Annotated in this window: 16 protein-coding genes and 3 pseudogenes; 10 read left to right on the top strand and 9 right to left on the bottom strand. The window is 71.2% G+C overall.

Annotation, left to right across the window (positions count from 1 at the left end):
• Nucleotides 1-153 precede the first annotated feature (153 nt).
• On the top strand, nt 154-540 hold the full coding sequence (locus ABZ396_RS15020; protein ID WP_358923681.1) for a tyrosinase cofactor: 387 nt from the start codon (nt 154-156) through the stop codon (nt 538-540).
• Between the two features lie 35 nt (nt 541-575).
• A complete protein-coding gene (locus tag ABZ396_RS15015; RefSeq protein ID WP_358923683.1) occupies nt 576-1,397 on the top strand; it encodes a tyrosinase family protein in 822 nt (273 codons plus the stop codon).
• On the opposite strand, the gene ABZ396_RS15010 is transcribed toward ABZ396_RS15015, so the two are convergent.
• Together ABZ396_RS15010 and ABZ396_RS15005 are read right to left on the bottom strand one after the other, a co-directional pair.
• Complete coding sequence (locus ABZ396_RS15010) at nt 1,398-2,099, bottom strand: ribonuclease H (RefSeq protein WP_359184707.1); 702 nt, start codon at nt 2,097-2,099, stop codon at nt 1,398-1,400.
• 47 nt (nt 2,100-2,146) lie between these two features.
• Nucleotides 2,147-2,941 (bottom strand): VOC family protein, encoded by a 795-nt coding sequence (locus tag ABZ396_RS15005; protein WP_358926602.1) that lies wholly within the window; start codon nt 2,939-2,941, stop codon nt 2,147-2,149.
• A gap of 148 nt (nt 2,942-3,089) precedes the next feature.
• Here ABZ396_RS15005 and ABZ396_RS15000 point away from each other — a divergent pair, with 148 nt between their 5' ends.
• The 3 genes and pseudogenes from ABZ396_RS15000 to ABZ396_RS14990 all read left to right on the top strand — a co-directional run bounded on the left by ABZ396_RS15000 (nt 3,090) and on the right by ABZ396_RS14990 (nt 5,455).
• Nucleotides 3,090-4,097 carry a zinc-binding alcohol dehydrogenase family protein gene (locus ABZ396_RS15000; protein ID WP_358926622.1) on the top strand — a complete coding sequence of 336 codons (1,008 nt, stop codon included), beginning with the start codon at nt 3,090-3,092 and terminating at the stop codon, nt 4,095-4,097.
• Between the two features lie 64 nt (nt 4,098-4,161).
• Nucleotides 4,162-4,521 (top strand): annotated as a pseudogene (locus ABZ396_RS14995) (cyclase); the annotation flags it as partial.
• Nucleotides 4,522-4,569: 48 nt separating this feature from the next.
• A pseudogene (locus ABZ396_RS14990) lies at nt 4,570-5,455 on the top strand (geranyl diphosphate 2-C-methyltransferase).
• Between the two features lie 60 nt (nt 5,456-5,515).
• Here the strand turns inward: ABZ396_RS14990 and ABZ396_RS14985 are convergent.
• The gene (locus ABZ396_RS14985) at nt 5,516-5,998 is read right to left on the bottom strand and encodes a VOC family protein (protein ID WP_358926603.1); all 483 of its coding nucleotides are present in this window, start codon (nt 5,996-5,998) and stop codon (nt 5,516-5,518) included.
• Between the two features lie 343 nt (nt 5,999-6,341).
• On the opposite strand from ABZ396_RS14985, the gene ABZ396_RS14980 reads away from it, so the two are divergent.
• Nucleotides 6,342-7,544, top strand: coding sequence for an epoxide hydrolase family protein (locus ABZ396_RS14980; protein ID WP_358926604.1), 1,203 nt, complete (start codon nt 6,342-6,344; stop codon nt 7,542-7,544).
• Between the two features lie 7 nt (nt 7,545-7,551).
• Here ABZ396_RS14980 and ABZ396_RS14975 read toward each other — a convergent pair whose 3' ends face one another.
• Entirely contained in the window at nt 7,552-7,911 is a 360-nt protein-coding gene (locus tag ABZ396_RS14975) for a helix-turn-helix transcriptional regulator (RefSeq protein ID WP_358926605.1), read from the bottom strand.
• 44 nt (nt 7,912-7,955) lie between these two features.
• On the opposite strand from ABZ396_RS14975, the gene ABZ396_RS14970 reads away from it, so the two are divergent.
• Both ABZ396_RS14970 and ABZ396_RS14965 read left to right on the top strand, forming a co-directional pair.
• Nucleotides 7,956-8,780 carry a class I SAM-dependent methyltransferase gene (locus ABZ396_RS14970; protein WP_358926606.1) on the top strand — a complete coding sequence of 275 codons (825 nt, stop codon included), beginning with the start codon at nt 7,956-7,958 and terminating at the stop codon, nt 8,778-8,780.
• Between the two features lie 200 nt (nt 8,781-8,980).
• Nucleotides 8,981-9,868, top strand: coding sequence for an RNA polymerase sigma factor SigF (locus ABZ396_RS14965; RefSeq protein ID WP_358926607.1), 888 nt, complete (start codon nt 8,981-8,983; stop codon nt 9,866-9,868).
• An 87-nt stretch (nt 9,869-9,955) separates the two neighbouring features.
• Here the strand turns inward: ABZ396_RS14965 and ABZ396_RS14960 are convergent, their stop codons facing one another.
• Together ABZ396_RS14960 and ABZ396_RS14955 are read right to left on the bottom strand one after the other, a co-directional pair.
• Complete coding sequence (locus ABZ396_RS14960) at nt 9,956-10,408, bottom strand: ATP-binding protein (protein ID WP_358926608.1); 453 nt, start codon at nt 10,406-10,408, stop codon at nt 9,956-9,958.
• 120 nt (nt 10,409-10,528) lie between these two features.
• A complete protein-coding gene (locus tag ABZ396_RS14955; protein WP_358926609.1) occupies nt 10,529-11,872 on the bottom strand; it encodes a DUF6777 domain-containing protein in 1,344 nt (447 codons plus the stop codon).
• Between the two features lie 169 nt (nt 11,873-12,041).
• On the opposite strand from ABZ396_RS14955, the gene ABZ396_RS14950 reads away from it, so the two are divergent.
• Nucleotides 12,042-13,376 (top strand): streptophobe family protein, encoded by a 1,335-nt coding sequence (locus ABZ396_RS14950; RefSeq protein WP_358926610.1) that lies wholly within the window; start codon nt 12,042-12,044, stop codon nt 13,374-13,376.
• On the opposite strand, the gene ABZ396_RS14945 is transcribed toward ABZ396_RS14950, so the two are convergent.
• The 3 genes from ABZ396_RS14945 to ABZ396_RS14935 form a co-directional block, all read right to left on the bottom strand.
• Nucleotides 13,348-13,977 carry a hypothetical protein gene (locus ABZ396_RS14945; RefSeq protein WP_358926611.1) on the bottom strand — a complete coding sequence of 210 codons (630 nt, stop codon included), beginning with the start codon at nt 13,975-13,977 and terminating at the stop codon, nt 13,348-13,350. The two genes, ABZ396_RS14950 and ABZ396_RS14945, sit on opposite strands and share 29 nt — an antisense overlap.
• An 8-nt stretch (nt 13,978-13,985) precedes the next feature.
• Entirely contained in the window at nt 13,986-16,325 is a 2,340-nt protein-coding gene (locus ABZ396_RS14940) for an FHA domain-containing protein (protein ID WP_358926612.1), read from the bottom strand.
• Nucleotides 16,326-16,663: 338 nt separating this feature from the next.
• Entirely contained in the window at nt 16,664-17,074 is a 411-nt protein-coding gene (locus tag ABZ396_RS14935) for a hypothetical protein (protein ID WP_358926613.1), read from the bottom strand.
• Between the two features lie 164 nt (nt 17,075-17,238).
• Here ABZ396_RS14935 and ABZ396_RS14930 point away from each other — a divergent pair.
• A pseudogene (locus ABZ396_RS14930) lies at nt 17,239-17,358 on the top strand (hypothetical protein); the annotation flags it as partial.
• Between the last annotated feature and the right edge of the window lie 5 nt (nt 17,359-17,363).

Genomic DNA, 17,363 nt, shown 5'->3' with positions numbered 1-17,363 from the left:
CTCGCCACAGCAAGATCACCTTCGTTGAAGCTTGTATGACATGCGGTCAATTGTCCTGATCGCGGGCAACCTGATCCGGGCGATTTCTCCCGCTCGGAAACCGGCGGATAGGCATACGGAGTCATCACCCGCACCCACCACAGGAGCATCCGTATGCCCGAACTCACCCGCCGTCGCGCGCTCACGGCGGCCGCTGCCCTCGCCGCCGCGGCCGGCGTCCAGACCCTGGTCGCGCCCGGCGCCTCGGCCGCCGCCCACCCGCGGGAGGGATCCCTCGAACCCTTCGACGAGGTCTACAAGGGCCGCCGGATACAGGGCCGGCCGTCCGGCATGCGCGGCATGGGCGGTCACCACCCCGGACACGGCGCCGGATACGCGGTGTTCGTGGACGGGGTGGAGCTGCATGTGATGCGGAACGCGGACGGCAGCTGGATCAGCGTGGTCAGCCACTACGACCCGGTGCGCACCCCGCGCGCCGCCGCCAGAGCGGCGGTCGACGAGCTGCAGGGCGCCGCACTGCTGCCGTTCCCCGCCAACTGACCACCGCCGCAAGGACTTCCGGAGCCGAGGAGCACATGACCGTACGCAAGAACCAGGCCAGTCTGTCCGCCGACGAGAAGCGGCGGTTCGTCGCCGCCGTCATCGAGCTGAAGCGCGACGGGCGTTACGACGAGTTCGTGCGCACGCACAACGCCTTCATCATGTCCGACACCGACGACTCGGAGCGCACGGGCCATCGTTCGCCGTCGTTCCTGCCCTGGCACCGCAGATTCCTGCTCGACTTCGAGCAGGCCCTGCAGTCGGTGGACTCCTCGGTGGCACTCCCCTACTGGGACTGGAGCGCCGACCGCACGGTGCGCGCCCCGCTGTGGGCGCCGGACTTCCTCGGCGGTACCGGCCGCGGCTCCGACGGGCGAGTGGTGGACGGTCCGTTCGCCGCGTCGAGCGGGAACTGGCCGGTCAACGTCCGTGTGGACGGCCGTACTTATCTGCGCAGGTCGCTCGGGACGGGGGTGCGCGAGCTGCCGACCCGGGCCGAGGTCGACTCGGTGCTGGCCATTCCGACGTACGACATGGCGCCCTGGAACAGCGCCTCGTACGGCTTCCGGAACCATCTGGAGGGCTGGCGCGGGGTCAATCTGCACAACCGGGTCCATGTCTGGGTCGGCGGCCAGATGGCCACCGGGGTCTCCCCCAACGACCCGGTGTTCTGGCTTCACCACGCCTTCATCGACAAGCTGTGGACCGAGTGGCAGCGCCGGCACCCGCAGGCAGCCTATGCGCCGGGCGGCGGGACGCCGGACGTCGTCGACCTGGACGAGACGATCAAACCGTGGAACGACGTGCGGCCGGCGGACCTGCTCGACCACACGCGGTTCTACACCTTCGACGTCTGATCAGGCGTCCGCCGCACGGCACTCCGGGTGACCCCAGCCCTGCGCGTTCTTCGCGATGGGCTCGCCGGCCGCGTAGGAGCGGCCGCACAGGCAGCGGCCGGGGAACTTGGCCTTGATGGTGCGCGGCGAGGAGCTCCCGCCGGAGGTCTTGCGGGGTGCCGCCTTGCGGCGCGGGGCCGCGGCGGAGGCGGCGGGCGTCGGCGACGGCGGCGGTTCGGGGGACGCGAGGCCGCTGCCCGCGGCCTCCTGGACCGTCGCCGCCTGGCTGGCCGCGCGGTCGGCGAAGTCGTTCAGCGGGTCGCCGCCGACCTGGTGGGCGGGGACGTACCGGAAGTCCACCGTGCGGCCGTCGAGGAGTTCGTCGATGCGCACGACCAGGTCCTGGTTGGCGACCGGCTTGCCCGCCGAGGTCTTCCAGCCGTTGCGCTTCCAGCCGGGCAGCCAGGTGGTGACCGCCTTCATCGCGTACTGCGAGTCCATCCGGACCTCAAGCGGCACGTCCGGGTCGGTGGCCGTCAACAGCCGTTCCAACGCGGTCAGTTCGGCCACGTTGTTGGTGGCCTTGCCGAGCGGCCCGGCCTCCCAGCGGGCCGGAGTCGCCGCGTCGTCGGACACCACCCAGGCCCAGCCCGCCGGTCCCGGGTTTCCCTTAGAAGCCCCGTCGCACGCGGCCACCAGTCGTTCACGCATGTGCCCGATCATGCCACGGCCGGGCCTGGAGTCCGGCCGTGGCCCTGCGTCCGTGCTGGTCAGACGTCCTTGACCTGGGGCGGCTCGCCCTCGGTGGTGGTGATGTCGATCACCGAGAAGTTGGCGCCCTGCGGGTCGGTGAGCGCCGCGAACCTGCCGAAGGGGCTGCTCATCGGACCGAAGCGCAGCACAGCACCGAGCTTGGTGGCCCTGGCGACGGCCTCGTCGCAGTTGTCGACGGTGAAGTAGACATTGACGTACGAGGGCACCTCGGGCGGGAAGTCGTCGGTCATCCGCATCCGGCCGAGGACGGTGTTCCCGCCCACGTCGAACATCCGGAAGTCGACGTTGTCGTCCTCGATCTGCTTGGCCGTATAGGGGAAGACGGCGGTGAGGAAGGAGTCGGTCTTCTCGGGCTCGCGGGTGAAGAACTCCGCCCAGCAGTAGGCGCCGGGTACGGCCGTGGCCTCGAAGCCCTCGTGGACGCCGGCCTGCCAGACGCCGAACACCGCGCCGCTGGGCTCACGCGCCAGGCACATCGTGCCGAACTCACCGACCTGCATCGGCTCCATCAGCACCTCACCGCCGTTCTCCCGGATCCTCTCGGCGGTGGCCGCCGCGTCCGGCGAGGCGAGGTACAGACACCACTGCGACTGCCCCTCCTGGCCGGGCATGGGCGGTACGACGGCGGCGACGGCCTTGCCGTCCGCGTAGGCCTGGGTGTAGTTGCCGTACTCCGACGTCGACTCGCCGAACGTCCAGCCCAGGACCTCGCCGTAGAAGTGCTTCGCCCCCTCCAGGTCGCTGAACATCGCGTCGGCCCAGCAGGGTGTTCCTTCAGGTTGTACCGCCATGGCCGCGGCCCTTCCGATCGCATGGATCCTCCCGGTTCCTCACGCTAGCCACCCGGTGGTCCGCCCGCGCGCCGAACGCCGGACTCCGGCGGAGACTGGGGAAGGTGAGCCGGCGGTCCTCGGCGGAGGGGGCAACATGACGGACACGATGCGGGCGTGGTCGGTGGAGCGGCCCGGACCGGTCGAGGCGGATCCGCTGCGGCTCGTCGGGCGTCCGGTGCCGGTGCCCCGAGCCGACGAGCTCCTGGTCCGGGTGCGCGCCTGCGGGGTGTGCCGGACCGATCTGCATGTCACGGAGGGTGACCTGCCGGTGCACCGGCCCGGGGTGACGCCGGGGCACGAGGTGGTCGGCGTGGTCGCGGGCATGGGCACCGAGGTGGCGGACTTCGCGGTCGGCGACCGGGTGGGGGTGGCCTGGCTGCGGCGCACGGACGGGACGTGCGCCTACTGCCGGCGGGGCGCCGAGAACCTGTGCCCGCACTCGGAGTACACCGGCTGGGACGCGGACGGCGGCTACGCCGAGTACACGACCGTGCCTGCGGATTTCGCCTACCGGCTGCCCGGCGCCCTCGACGACGTGGCGCTCGCGCCGCTGCTGTGCGCCGGGATCATCGGCTTCCGCGCGCTGCGCCGGGCATCGCTCCCGCCGGGAGGCCGGCTCGGCCTGTACGGCTTCGGGGGCAGCGCCCATCTCTGCGCGCAGGTGGCGCTCGCGGAGGGCGCGACCGTGCATGTGCTGACCCGGGGTGCCGAGGCCCGGCGGCTGGCCCGGGAACTGGGCGCGGCCTCGGCACGGGACACCTCCGAGCCGCCGCCCGAGCCGCTGGACAGCGCCGTCCTGTTCGCCCCGGTCGGCGATCTGGTGCCGGTCGCACTGCGCGCCCTGGACCGGGGCGGGGTGCTGGCGGTCGCGGGTATCCACCTCAGTGACGTACCGACGCTGAACTACGAGCGGGAGCTGTTCTACGAGCGTGAGCTGCGCAGCGTCACCTCGAACACCCGTGGCGACGGGCGGGAGTTCCTGGCCCTGGCCGAGCGGCACCACGTCCACGCGACCACCCACACATACCCGCTGTCCAAGGCCCCCCAGGCCCTGCGGGACCTGAAGGCCGGGCACTTCGACGGGGCCGCGGTGCTGGTGAACGACCTTTCCTGAGCCCAACCCTCGCCGGACCCGGACACCGGAGCGGGCCGGCGGCGCGCGATCAGGGAACGCGACCTTGCCCGAGCAGCTCTACGCCAGGCCGGAGATCCAGCGGATCACGGCGCTGGCCTGCAACGCGACCACGATCGTCAACGACCTGTCCTCCTTCGCCAAGGAGCTGGCGAGCGACCCGGACCACCTCAACCTGCCCCGGGTGGTGGCTGCCAACGACCGGCGCGGACTCAAGGCGGCCTATCTGAAGTCCGTCGGCATCCACAACCGGATCATGGAGGCCTTCGAGGACGAGTCGGCAGCCCTGGCCGCCACCTCGCCGCTGGTCGCACGCTACGCGGAGGGCCTGGCCGCCTGGGTCTCGGGCAACCACGAGTGGCACTCCACCAACACCAACCGCTACCACCTGCCCGACTACTGGTAGCACCGAGCCAATCCGAAACGCCGTCAGAAACACTTCGAGGAGCAACTGTTGGCCACCACCCCTGTCGCCCGGAAGACGTCCACGTCAGCCCCGGTGCCGACCCAGTCCAGGTACCAGAACCGCGTCGCGGACTACTGGAACGCCGAGGAGAACCCGGTCAACCTCGAACTCGGAAAGATCGACGACCCGTACCACCACCACTACGGCATCGGCGAGTGCCGACTGGTCGGTGCTCGACGAGACCGACCCCGAGCTGCGCAAGGAACGCGTCACCAGCGAGCTGCACCGCCTGGAGCACGCCCAGGCCGAGCTGCTGGCCGGCCGCCTCGGCCCGCTCACGCCGGCCGACCGGGTCTTCGACGCCGGCTGCGGCCGGGGCGGCGGCAGCATCGTGGCGAACCTGCGCTACGGCTGCCACGCCGACGGGGTCACCATCTCCGCCAAGCAGGCCGACTTCGCCAACGACGTGGCCCGTAAGCGGGTGGTCGGCGACAAGGTCCGCTACCACCACCGGAACATGCTGGACACCGGCTTCGAGACGGGCGCGTACGCGGCCTCCTGGAACAACGAGTCCACGATGTACGTCGAGCTGGAACTGCTCTTCGCCGAGCACGCCCGGCTGCTGCGCCGCGGCGGACGCTATGTAACGATCAGCGGCTGCAACAACGACACCTACGGCCGGGCCTCGCGCGAGGTGTCCCTGATCAACGCGCACTACATCTGCGACATCCACCCGAGGTCGGAGTACTTCCGGGCGCTGGCCAAGAACCGCCTCGTGCCGGTCCGTGTCGAGGACCTCACCGAGGCGACGATCCCTTACTGGGAGCTGCGCAAGCAGGCCGAGCACCTGGTGACGGGGATCGAGGACGCGTTCCTCACCGCGTACAAGAACGGCAGCTTCCAGTACCTGCTGATCGTGGCCGACCGGGTCTGACCCGGCACGGCGCGTGCGCGGGGCGGTGTCGGGAGACACCGCCCCGCGTCGCCATGCGGGTCACTCGCCCGCGTACGCCTTCTTCAGGGCGGCGATGTCGAGCTTGCCCATCGCGTACATCGCCCGCGTGGTGCGTGCCGCCTTCTCCGGGTCGGCGTCGCCGATCATCTCGATCAGCCCGTCCGGGATGACCTGCCAGGACACGCCGTACTTGTCCTTGAGCCAGCCGCAGGGGCCGGGCTCGCCGCCGTTCTCGGTGAGCTTGCTCCAGTAGTAGTCGACCTCCTCCTGGCCGTCGCAGTAGATCTGGAAGGAGATCGCCTCGGTGAACTTGAACTGCGGGCCGCCGTTGAGGGCGACGAACTTGTGTCCGTTGGCCGTGAAGTCGACGGCGATCACCGAGCCGGCGGGGCCCGGTCCGGCCTCGGTGTAGCGGCCGATCCGGCCGACGCTGGAGTTCTTGAAGATCGACACGTAGTAGTGGGCGGCCTCCTCGGCCTGGCCGTCGAACCAGAGACACGTGGTGAATCCGTCGGTGGTCATGGGCACCTCCTGGGGCGTGGAACGGGGCATCTGTACCGACCCGCGCCCGACCGGAAACTAATCGGCATTGCGCCTAGGGGGTGTCGTCTGGATCAGGTCGGCAGTGAGGAACAGTTCCTCTTGACCGAGCCGAGCGGGGTCTGGTGCGTGCAGCTGCAAGGCGGAGGAGGCCTGGACAATCAGCCGCTGCCGCGGCGGGCTACGCGGTGGGGGCACCCCCGGCCGAAGGCTGGGGAACGTCGGCGAGTGACGACAACGCCGCCGGGGGCACCCCTCTGGGCGAGTGTGTGCCAGGGCCCGCGACGCCGGCATGATCCAGACGACACCCCCTAGCATCCCCACCATGACCTCATCCGCGGGTGTTGATCCCTTCCGCATCTCGATCTCCCAGAGCGACCTCGACGATCTGCACGATCGCCTCGACCGCACCCGCTGGCCGGCCGAGCTGCCCGGGGCCGGCTGGGCATACGGCGTCCCGGTGTCGTATCTGCGGGAGCTGGTCCGGTACTGGCGGCACGAGTACGACTGGCGGGCGGCCGAAGCGCAGCTCAACGCATGGCCGCAGTTCACGACCACGATCGACGGCGCCGACGTCCACTTCGCTCACATCCGCTCCCCCCAGCCGGAGGCAACCCCGCTGGTCATCACCCACGGCTGGCCGGGGTCGATCGTGGAGTTCCTGGACGTGGTCGGCCCGCTCACGGATCCGGCGGCGCACGGCGGGGATCCGGCCGACGCCTTCCATGTGGTGCTGCCGAGCATCCCTGGTTTCGGTTTCTCCGGTCCCACCACGGAACCCGGCTGGGAGGCCGGCCGGGTCGCGGACGCCTGGGCCGAGCTGATGGGGCGGCTGGGCTACGAGCGGTTCGGCGTGCAAGGCGGTGACTGGGGCGCGGTGATCTCCCGTGAGCTGGGCCGCGCCCACCCCGGGCGGGTGATCGGCGTGCACCTCAATCTGCTCCCCGGCGCCCAGCAGGCCACCGAGCCCACCGCCGAGGAGCTGGCCGCGCTCGACCCCGCGGAGCAGGCGAACACCCTTGACTCCTGGCGCCGTTGGGTCGCCTGGACCCGGGAGAGCACGGGCTACGCCATCCTGCAGAGCACCCGCCCGCACACGCCCGGCTACGCGCTCACGGACTCACCGGTGGGACAACTCGCCTGGATCGTCGAGAAGTTCCGGGAGTGGACGGACTCCGAGGAGCTGCCCGAGGAGGCGGTGGACCGCGACCGGCTGCTGACCAACGTGATGCTGTACTGGCTGACCGGTACGGCCGCCTCGTCCGCCCGTATCTACTACGAGCGGGCGCACGCCACCGGCCCCCGCGCCACCGCGCCCTTGGAACCGTCGACGGCACCGACCGCCCTCGCCCTGTTCCCGGCCGAACCGCAGCGTCCACTGCGGCACAAGGCGGACCGCACGGAGAACGTCGTGCGCTGGACGGAGTTCGACCGGGGCGGGCACTTCGCGGCCATGGAGGAGCCGGACCTGCTGGTGGGCGATGTCCGGGCGTTCTTCCGGCAGTTGCGGGAGCAGAACGAGCGCTGAACCGCCGTCAGGCGACCAGGCACAGGCCGTTGTAAGGCCCAGGCGCGGGCCGGCCCACAGCGGTCTTTCGGGCGAACTCGGACTGGACCAGGGACAGCAGGCCGCCGAGGTCGAGGCCGAGGGCGCGGGCGGCGGCCGCCAGGACCTCGGAGGATGCCTCCTTACGGCCGCGCTCGATCTCCGAGAGATACGGCATGGAGATCCGGGCCTCCTCGGCGACGTCCTTGAGGGTGCGCTCCTGGGCCAGCCGTTCCCGCCGCAGGACGTCTCCGACCAGGTCGCGCCAGAGGGGTTCCCTGGGCTCGGGAGCCGGCTCCCGCGGGCGCAGGGGAATGACAGGGGCGTGGTTCGGCGGTTGGCTGCTCACCCCCACAGCCTAAAAGCACTGGCACGTGGCGGAAGGGGATCGGCATGCTGCCCGGCATGGATGCGCTGGAGTTCATGGGAATGGGGCCGGAGCTGCGGGACACCTTCGACCAGGACGCGGAGCGTTACCAGCGCGCACGGCCCCGGTATCCCCCGACGCTGATCGAGGAGCTGGGCCGGGTCACGGGCGCCGCCCCGGGTGTCCGTGTGCTGGAGATCGCTCCGGGCACCGGCCAGCTCACCGTCGATCTCGCCGGGTCCGGCTGTGCGATCACGGCCGTGGAGCTCGGCCCGTCCCTGGCCGCCGTGGCCCGCCGGCAACTGGCCTCCTTTTCCGCGGTGGACGTCGTGACCGCGGACTTCGAGCGGTGGGAGCTGCCGCCGGAGCCGTTCGACGCGATGGTGTGCGCGACCGCGTTCCACTGGATCGACCCGGCGGTGCGGGTGCCCAAGGCGGCTCGGGCGCTGCGCGCCGGCGGACTGCTGGCCGTGGTCACGACCCACCATGTGGCGGGCGGCACGGAGGACTTCTTCGCCGAGGTCCAGGAGTGCTACGAGCGTTGGGACCCGGCCACACCGCCGGGGCTGCGGCTGACCCACGAGTCGGAGATCGCCACCGACACGGCCGAGTTCACCGGCTCCCCGCACTTCACGGACGTCGCCGTGCACGGCCACGCCCAGGAGATCAGGTACACGACCGACGCGTACCTGGACGCACTCCTCACCTACTCCAACCACCGCGCCCTGCCCGAACCCGCCCGGAACGGGTTGCTGGCCGGTGTCCGGGAGCTCATCGAGTCGCGGTACGGCGGTGTCGTCACCAAGCGGTACTGGCACGAGTTGATCACGGCCGTACGCGCCGGAGAGTGACCTCCATGAAGCTGCACCGTCTGTTTTCCGCCAGCCCGGTGGACGGTACGCATGCGTCGCGTCACCCCGGGTACCCGTCTGTCACGCACGCATGGGATGCCCGCCACCGGGTATGCGGGGCAGGGCGATCACTGGACAGGGCCGGAACGACACAGGCTGAAGAGGCAGGACGCGGAACCGTGACATTCGTGGGAGAGGTAATGAATACCGCCGGGATCCGGTCGGAAGCAGCGACCACCGCGCACTCTGTCGGGGAGCGCTCGGCAGAGGGAGCGCTTCCCGGAATCGAGGACCCGAAGACTGTCGCCCCGCGTGACGCGCGGGAACTGTCCCGCCAGTTCTTCCAGCGGCTCGGCGAGCTGGAGGAAGGCACACCTGAGTTCCAGTACGCCCGCAACACGCTCATCGAGATGAACATGTCGCTGGTGCGGTTCGCGGCCGGACGGTTCCGCAACCGGGGCGACGACATGGAGGACATCGTCCAGACCGGGATGATCGGCCTGATCAAGGCCATCGACCGGTTCGAGCTGTCGCGCGAGGTCGAGTTCACCTCCTTCGCGCTGCCGTACATCGTGGGCGAGATCAAGCGGTTCTTCCGTGACACCACCTGGGCCGTGCACGTCCCGCGCCGGCTCCAGGAGCTGCGGGTGGAGCTGGCCAAGGCGCGCGAGGAACTCTCCAGCCGCCTCGACCGGGATCCCACGGTGGCCGAGCTCGCCACGCTGATGAACCTGTCCGAGGACGAGGTGATCGAGGGCCAGCTGGCCTCCAACGGCTACAACTCCTCCTCCCTGGACGCCGCGCTCACCGGGGACGGCCCCGAGGGCGGCGAGGCCGTGCTCGCGGACTTCATCGGCGTCGAGGAGGAGGGCCTGCGGCTCGTCGAGGACTTCCAGTCGCTGGCCCCGCTCATGGCCGAGCTGAGCGAACGGGACCGGGAGATCATCCATCTGCGGTTCGTGGAGGAGGCCACCCAGGCGGAGATCGGCGAGCGGCTCGGCTGCTCCCAGATGCATGTCTCCCGCCTCATCAAGCGGATCATCACACGCCTGCGCCAGGGGATGCTGGGCGAACTCGGCTGCGCCTGACGACGGGGCTACTGGGCGCTGCCCCGCACCGGCGCGTGGGGCGGCGCCCGTGGTGAGTGCGCGTCCGTGTGTCTGTGTGATGTGTGATCAGTGTGAGAGGGGCACCAGCGCGCGCACCCGCTTGCCGACCGGCACCCGCTCGGCGGTGACCTCGGCGGCCAGGGCGTGGACGATCTCCAGGCCGTGCCGGCCGATCCGCTCGGGGTCCTTCGGGAAGCGCCGGGGCATGGCGGCGCTGCTGTCGTACACGGAGACCAGGACCGCGCTGTCCGTACCCTCCAGTTCGAGGATGTACGGGCCGTTGCTGTGCCGGTCCGCGTTGGTGATCAGCTCGCTCACCACCAGGAGCAGCTCGCCGTCGGCCCGGGGGTCGATCGTGGCGCACCACTCGGTCCTGAGCTGCTCCAGGAAGCCGGCCGCGAAGTCCCGTGCCTCGGCGATACAGCCCGGTTCTCCGGTGTAGTGCGCCGCCCGCCGCAGCGGATCCACGGTTACGTCGAAGCCAGTCGGTATCACTGCCCCGCCCACGTGTTCGATCATGCGTGTCTCTCCAGGAGGCCGGTTCCGGCCGGGTCTGCGTTGCAACCATGCTCGTACCCAGAGTGTGGTCCCACAGTCCCCGGCGTGTTCACCGACCGCGCACAAAAGTCGTCACGCTGGTCACATCGCCGGAGAACCGGGGCCCTCGGACCCCGGGGGCGCGGAGAGAGCCGAGCTGGGCGGGGCCGGCGGCGACACCGGGGCGGCTGAGGACACCGCGGACTGAGGGCCGGGCGACGCCGGGGAGGGCGGCTGCGCGGAGGGCGGGGCCTCGGACTTGGGGGATTCCGGCGCCGACGACTCCGGGGCCGGCGCTTCGGACCTCGGGGATTCGGTCTTCGGGGATTCGGTCTTCGGAGACTCCGACGAGGGCGGCTTCGAGGACGGCGAGTTCGACGACGGGGACTTCGAGCCGGTGCCGGGGCTGGACGGCCTCGACGGGCCGGTGGAGGCTGACGGGCACGGCGTGGCGCCTGGGCTGCCCGTCCTGCCGGGCGTGGGCGGGCAGCCGTGGTGGACCGGCGGGTTCATCGGGTTGGGATTGGCCGGGGGCTTCGCCGGGCGGTCCTCGTGCCCGCTGTGGTCGCCCCGGTGGCGGCCGAACCAGTCGCCGTGCTCGGGGTCGAAGAGGACGAAGACGTTGACGATCTGCGCGGCGGGTGCGACGACGACCACGTTGGAGGGCCGGTAAGCGGACCAGGCGGTGCCCGTGGTCCTCGGGGTGCTCTTCTGCGCGACCGGCGAGGTCAGCGGGTTGCCGCAGGCGCAGCGCACCCGGGGCATCCCGTGCCCGTCGACGAGGACCGCGGTGCCCGTCTGGAGGACGGCCTGATAGGTGGTCGAGTTGCCGTCGCGGTAGCCGTGGGCGCTGACCCGGGTGTCCGCGCGCAGCTGTACGGGGGTGAGGGAGCGCAGGTAGGCGGGGACGCCGGAGGGCCGGACGCCGACCTGTGCGGCGAAGGCCTTGTTGCGCGAGGGCGAGGCCTGGAAGTACCTGATCTGCTTGTCGACGTCGCAGCTGCCGCTGTTCTTCGTACCGCTGTAGAGGCCGGGCGCCCCGCCGTCCACCCCGCGTACCTCGTTGGCCGGCTCCGCCGACGCAGCCGGCGCGGCAGGTGCGGAGGTTGCCGGTGCGACGGAGCTCTTCGTGGCGGTGGACTCGGTGTACGGGTCCTGTCCGGCGCTGTCGGCGGCCTGGAGGAAGACCTCGCCGCCTTTCCCGGAGCCGCCGCCCGGACGGGTGAAGACCACGGCCAGGACCGCGGCGACCACAACGGCGGTGGCGAGTACGGCGATCCGGGGCGCGGACCTCCACCACGGCTGGTGGGGCTGTCCGTCCTGGCTGCCGCCGCCTCCGCCTGTGGGCGGCTGGGAGGGCGGGCCGGGGGGTGGTCCGGAGGGCCCGGACAGCGGGCCGGAGGGAGGTCCTGTGGGGCGGCCGGATGACGGCGGTTCGACGCTCACGCTCATCTCCCCGTTGCGATGGACGGCATTTGCAATAAACAGCTTTTGCAAAAAACGCCTCATTTGATACACAACGAGCCCAATGTGCGCCGGTCCCGTACCGTCCGCAAGCCGACGCGGACGGCCCACCCGGCAGGCGGGGTGTCGGGGTGCTGCTTAGCGTGACAGCGTGAGCCCCCGAATCGCCTCCGCGCATCCGGTGGCCGCGTCGGCCGGCCGGCCCGTCGCCCGGCACGGCTGGCCGCCGGCCCTGGCCGTGGTGCTGGCCGCGCTGGTCGCCATGGCGGTGGTGGCCGCGCTGGGGCTGTGGGCGGCGGGCGCGGCGGACCTGCCCAAAGGGGCCTTTCTCCCGGTGGTTCTCGTGACCGTGGTGACGGCCGTCGGCGGCACCGTCGAGCTGTCGGGCACCGCGGGCGACCTGGCCCGGACGAACGCCGGGCTGACCGTCGTACCGCTGTCGGTCACGCTGGTGGGGGCGCTGGTGGTCGCCAGGGGATTTCTGCGGCCGCTGCGGCACCGGGCGGTGGCCGGCGGCCGGGAGCTGGCCGGGTGGGCGGCCCGGATCGCGGTGCTGTGGCTGCTCGCGCTGGTCGGGCTCGCTCTCGGTGCCCGGCACACGTTCGCCGTGAACGTGGGCAGCGGCACGCTCAGTGACCTCACCGATCTGCTGGACGCCGCGCCGAAGGTGGGCTTCACGGCGGACGTGCCGCTGACTGTCGCGTTCGGCCTCCTGTGGCTGGCCGGGATCCTGCTGCTGGCGCTGCTGGTGGCGCGCGGGGCACCGCTGCCGGGGCGGCTGCTGCGCTTCCAGGCGTCGGTGCGCCCGGCGGCGTTCGCGATGGTCGTGTTCGTGCTGGCGTACGTCGGTCTGGCCCTGGTGATCGCGCTGGTCGCGATGGTGACGCGCGGACACGTCAAGGAGACCCTCGCGGTGATTCTGCTCGGGCTGCCCAACCTGGCGTGGCTGGCGCTCACGCTTGGTCTCGGCGCCACCTGGAAGGGCCGGGTCGACGGCCCGTTCGGGCTGCCGGTGCCGCATGTCCTCGCCGAGGTGCTGCGCACCCCGGACGTCTCGACCCTGAACCTCCGTACGATCGCCGCCCACGACGGCCGGTGGTGGTGGCTGGTGGGGGCGGCCGCGGTGCTGCTGCTGGCGGCCGCGTTCCTGATGGCGGTGCGCTCACCGGCCCGGATCCGCGCCTTGCAGCACGCCCTGCATCTGGCGATCGCGCTCGCGCTGACGATGCTGACGCTCTGCCTGACCGGCCGGATCTCCGCACACTACGGCCTCTCCCTGCTCGGCATCGGCGACCTGGGCGGCAACCTGTCGGGCGACCTGCTGCTGAGGCCACAGCTGTGGTCGGCGGTGGGCCTGGGCGCGCTCTGGGGCCTGATCGCCGGGTTCCTGGGCGCGCTGCTGGCCGGCCCGGTGCGCCGCCGGGGCGAGGTGGCGTACGGCCCGGAGGCCCTGCGGCCTACCGCTCGCGCTCACCGCCGGGGGTGACCACCCGGGTCGGCTCGCGACGGGGGCCGCCGCTGCCCGGCTCCGTCCGGTGGGCGAGGTCCCGGTCGGTGAGGCCCCGGTCCGTAAGGCCCCGGTCCGTGAGGTCCCGGTCCGTGAGGCCCCGGTCGGTGAGGTAGGTCGACAGCCGCCGCCCGTCGCCGTACAGCCAGTGCCCCTCGGCCGGGTCGTACAGCCACATGGACTCGCCGTCGACCACCACGCCGATGCGCAGCCCGTGCGTACGGCTCCGGAAGGACTCCCCGTCGAGGCCGCCGCCTGCCAGTTCCTCGACGGCCTCCCGGTAGTCGGCGAGGGCCTGTGTGGCGCGGGCCAGCAGCGGGCGCGGGTCGGTGGCCTCGGTGGACGGGCCGCCGGTCACGGGCGGGTCCCGGGGCACGGCGACGAGGTAGCGGCCGTCGACCCAGGCCGCCCAGCCGTTGGCGCAGCTGATGAAGGCCCAGTCGCCGCGCCGCTCCATCAGCTGCACCGGCAGCAGCGGGTCGAGGGGCACGGTCGGCCGGGCGGGGTCGGGGGCCTCCCAGGCGGACATGCCGTCGCCCGGGACGACGTGGGTGGGCCGGAATCCTGGGGTCGTGGTCATCGCGTCGCCTACTTCCGCATCACGGCGGGTTCGTGCCGGCGCAGCAGCCGGGAGAGGAGACAGCCGAAGGCGGCGGACAGCACCACCAGCATGGCCATGTTGCGCAGCCAGACACCCGCCGAGTGCCGGAAGAACGGGTCGGCGGTGAGGTTGCCCGGCACGATCCGGTGCAGTTCGACGGTGCCGGCCATGGCGCCGAGCGCCCATCGCGCGGGCACCAGCCAGGCGACCTGTTGCAGACCGGGCACGCCGTCCAGCTTCAGCAGGATGCCGCAGAAGACGACCTGGACAATGGCGAGCAGCACCAGCAGCGGCATCGTCACCTCCTCCTTGCGGACCAGTGCGGAGATCAGCAGGCCGAGCATCATCGCGGTGATGGAGAGCACGGCCACGGCGACGGTGATCTCCAGCAGGGGCGGCATCAACACCCCGTCGCCTCCGGGCGCGTTGAGGTCGACGCCGGCCAGGCCCGCCTGGGTGAGCACGACCGCCTGGAGCACGGTGATGGTGCCGAGGACGACGACCTTCGACATCACGTACGCCGATCTGGGCAGGCCGACGGCTCTCTCGCGCTGGTAGATGACACGTTCCTTGACCAGCTCGCGCACCGCGTTGGCCGCGCCGATCAGCACGCCGCCCACGCACAGGATGAGCAGCGCGTTGGTCGCGGTGTCGAAGGTGAGCTTGCTGCCGGCGACGGCCCGGACCATCGCGCCCATGACGAACGGCAGCCCGATCATGATGGCGAGGAAGGTCCGGTCGGCGAGGAGCGCGACGGTGTAGCGGCGCACCAGTGTCGAGAACTGGGCTCCCCAGCTGCGCGGCCGCGGTGGCGGGGCTGGGGCGACCGAGCCGGTCCGCGGCACGATCGGCTGCGCGCTGGAGTTCACGATGTACTTCCGGTGGCACGAGGAGCCGCGGAACTCCCCCGCCCAGTCCCGTCCGGTGTCCCGTTCGAACGCCTCGAACGCCTCGGGCCACTCATCGAAGTGGAAGAAGCCGAGGGCGTCGCCGGGCGGGCCGAAGTAGGCGGTCCGGCCGCCGGGCGCCAGCACCAGGAGGCGGTCGCAGGCGTCCAGGCTGAGCACGCTGTGGGTGACGACGATGACGGTACGGCCGTCGTCCGCGAGGCCGCGCAGCATGTTCATCACCGAGCGGTCCATGCCCGGGTCGAGTCCGGAGGTCGGCTCGTCGAGGAAGAGCAGGGACGGCTTGGTCAGCAGCTCCAGGGCGACGCTGACCCGCTTGCGCTGCCCGCCGGAGAGGCTGTGCACAGGCTGCTCGGCGCGCTGTTCGAGGCCGAGTTCCCGGATGACCTCCTCCACCCGCCGGCGCCGCTCGGCCTTCGCGGTGTCCTCGGGGAAGCGCAGTTCGGCGGCGTAGGTGAGGGCGCTGCGCACGGTCAGCTGGACGTGCAGGATGTCGTCCTGCGGGACCAGGCCGATGCGCTGGCGCAGTTCGGCGTAGTCGCGGTAGAGGTCGCGGCCGTCGTAGAGGACGGTGCCGTGCTCGGCGGGGCGCTGGCCGGTGAGGGCGCCGAGCAGGGTGGATTTGCCGGCGCCGCTCGGCCCGACCACGGCGAGCAGGCACTTCTCGCCGACCGGGAAGGAGACGTGGTCGAGCAGGATCTTGCGGCCGCGGTCGACGGCGACTGTGAGTTCCTGGACGTCGAGGGAGACCTCGCCGGTGTCGACGTACTCCTGCAACTGGCCGTCTACCAGGCAGAACGCCGAGTGGCCGATGCCGACGACGTCCCGGGGGCCGAGGGGAGCGCGGATGACGGTGTGGCCGTTGAGGTAGGTGCCGTTGTGGCTGTCGAGGTCGACGATCTCGTAGCTGCCGTCGGGGTGGGCGCGTAGTTCCGCGTGGTGGCGGGAGACCACCAGGTCGTCGACGACGACGTCGTTGTCAGTGGCGCGGCCGATGCGGATCGTGCGGGCCTGGAGCCGTCGTACCGAGGACGGCTGCCGGAAGGTGCCGGTACGGCTGGGCATGGAGACGGAGGAGGGGCGGTCCGGGGCGGCCGGCGGGCGGCCGACGAGGACCGCGCTCGGCCCGTCGGCGGGGCTGCCGAAGCGGAGGACCGTACCGGGTCCCACTTCCCATTCCCGGACGCGGCGGCCGTCGGCGTAGGTGCCGTTGGTGCTGTGCTCGTCCTCAAGCGTCCAGTGGCCGTCCGCGGGCCGCAGCACCGCGTGGTGCCAGGAGACCCGGGAATCGTCGATGACGATGTCGCTGTAGGGGTCACGCCCGACGTGGTAATCGCGGCCCGGGCTCATCACCGTGGATCCCGTGTCGGTCTCCATGACGAGTTCGGGCGCCGTCGAGGTGACCGGCCACTCCGCCATGGCCAAATTCTACCGATTTGTCCACTCACATGCCTGACCATGGCCGGGTGTGAAACTGGTAGGCCCGCATGTTCAGGAGTCGCGTTTTCGTCATGGCGCCGGTAGATCGTCACCCGGCGTCCACGGCGGTCATCATGCCGCAGAGAACCGACACGCCCGACGGCGCCGGGGCGGACAACCTGCGGCTGCCGTCCGGGCTGCGACTGCTGCCACTGACCCACGCACACAGGCCGGGCGACTCCCCGGCGTGTGCGCCGGCGACCATGATCAAACTTGGCGGCACTTCCTGTACCGCAACCACTCACGCCCGGTGGCCGCCCGGGGGCCGCTGTCACGTGTCAGGCCACGGGGACGACGAGGGCCGGGATGGTGCGCTGCATACGGAGGGCGTCGACGGACTCGGCGAGCAGTTCGTACTCGGTGGTGTCGTCGTGGACCGCGATCCGCACCAGCCGTCCGCCGGCCAGTTCGTCGGCGACGAGTTCCTGCCGGACCACGTCGGCACACCAGGCACGGAGCAGACCGGGTACGTCCGAGACGGTCGCCCCCACCGGGACGAGCGTCCCCTGCGGATATCTCGGGTTCTCGGGTAAGGGGTCCAGCCGCTCCGCGATCCAGGAGGCCCGGTCCCGTAACCACCACAGCGCCAGGGCCAGGGTCGGCGCGCGGTAGGTGCCGAGCGGAACGCCGATGCGCCGCCCGCCGCACATGCCGTATGCCGTGACATGGCACAGGAATTCGTCGTGCACGATCACTCCCCCGTAGCTCGCCGGTGTGCCGTCGCGGGCGGGTTTCCGTGCGGCTCCTGTGCGGTGAAGTGCTCCTGACATCCGAGTATGTTCACTTTCGAAACACTGTCACCACATCTTTCCGGCCAGTCTCTTGGCATATTCCCCAAGCGAAATGACCGGAATGCGCCAGCTGTACGACCCCCCTTCCTTACCCGAGGGGTAATCGACCCGTCGCACGGATCCGGGCACGGTGGTGTCAGTGGATCGCCACGAGCCGCGATCCGGCCCCTGACCAACAGTGACGACC

The sequence above is a fragment of the Streptomyces sp. NPDC005866 genome (genome assembly GCF_040629895.1).
Classification (GTDB): domain Bacteria; phylum Actinomycetota; class Actinomycetes; order Streptomycetales; family Streptomycetaceae; genus Streptomyces.
This window is presented reverse-complemented; position numbering and strand designations above follow the sequence as displayed.

Excerpts from the sequence above, each read along its gene's own strand:
- ABZ396_RS15020 (WP_358923681.1), top strand. The coding sequence starts at position 154 with ATGCCCGAACTCACCCGCCGTCGCGCGCTCACGGCGGCCGCTGCCCTC.
- ABZ396_RS15015 (WP_358923683.1), top strand. The coding sequence starts at position 576 with ATGACCGTACGCAAGAACCAGGCCAGTCTGTCCGCCGACGAGAAGCGG.
- ABZ396_RS15010 (WP_359184707.1), bottom strand. The coding sequence starts at position 2,099 with ATGATCGGGCACATGCGTGAACGACTGGTGGCCGCGTGCGACGGGGCT.
- ABZ396_RS15005 (WP_358926602.1), bottom strand. The coding sequence starts at position 2,941 with ATGGCGGTACAACCTGAAGGAACACCCTGCTGGGCCGACGCGATGTTC.
- ABZ396_RS15000 (WP_358926622.1), top strand. The coding sequence starts at position 3,090 with ATGCGGGCGTGGTCGGTGGAGCGGCCCGGACCGGTCGAGGCGGATCCG.
- ABZ396_RS14985 (WP_358926603.1), bottom strand. The coding sequence starts at position 5,998 with ATGACCACCGACGGATTCACCACGTGTCTCTGGTTCGACGGCCAGGCC.
- ABZ396_RS14980 (WP_358926604.1), top strand. The coding sequence starts at position 6,342 with ATGACCTCATCCGCGGGTGTTGATCCCTTCCGCATCTCGATCTCCCAG.
- ABZ396_RS14970 (WP_358926606.1), top strand. The coding sequence starts at position 7,956 with ATGCTGCCCGGCATGGATGCGCTGGAGTTCATGGGAATGGGGCCGGAG.
- ABZ396_RS14965 (WP_358926607.1), top strand. The coding sequence starts at position 8,981 with ATGAATACCGCCGGGATCCGGTCGGAAGCAGCGACCACCGCGCACTCT.
- ABZ396_RS14960 (WP_358926608.1), bottom strand. The coding sequence starts at position 10,408 with ATGATCGAACACGTGGGCGGGGCAGTGATACCGACTGGCTTCGACGTA.
- ABZ396_RS14945 (WP_358926611.1), bottom strand. The coding sequence starts at position 13,977 with ATGACCACGACCCCAGGATTCCGGCCCACCCACGTCGTCCCGGGCGAC.
- ABZ396_RS14940 (WP_358926612.1), bottom strand. The coding sequence starts at position 16,325 with ATGGCGGAGTGGCCGGTCACCTCGACGGCGCCCGAACTCGTCATGGAG.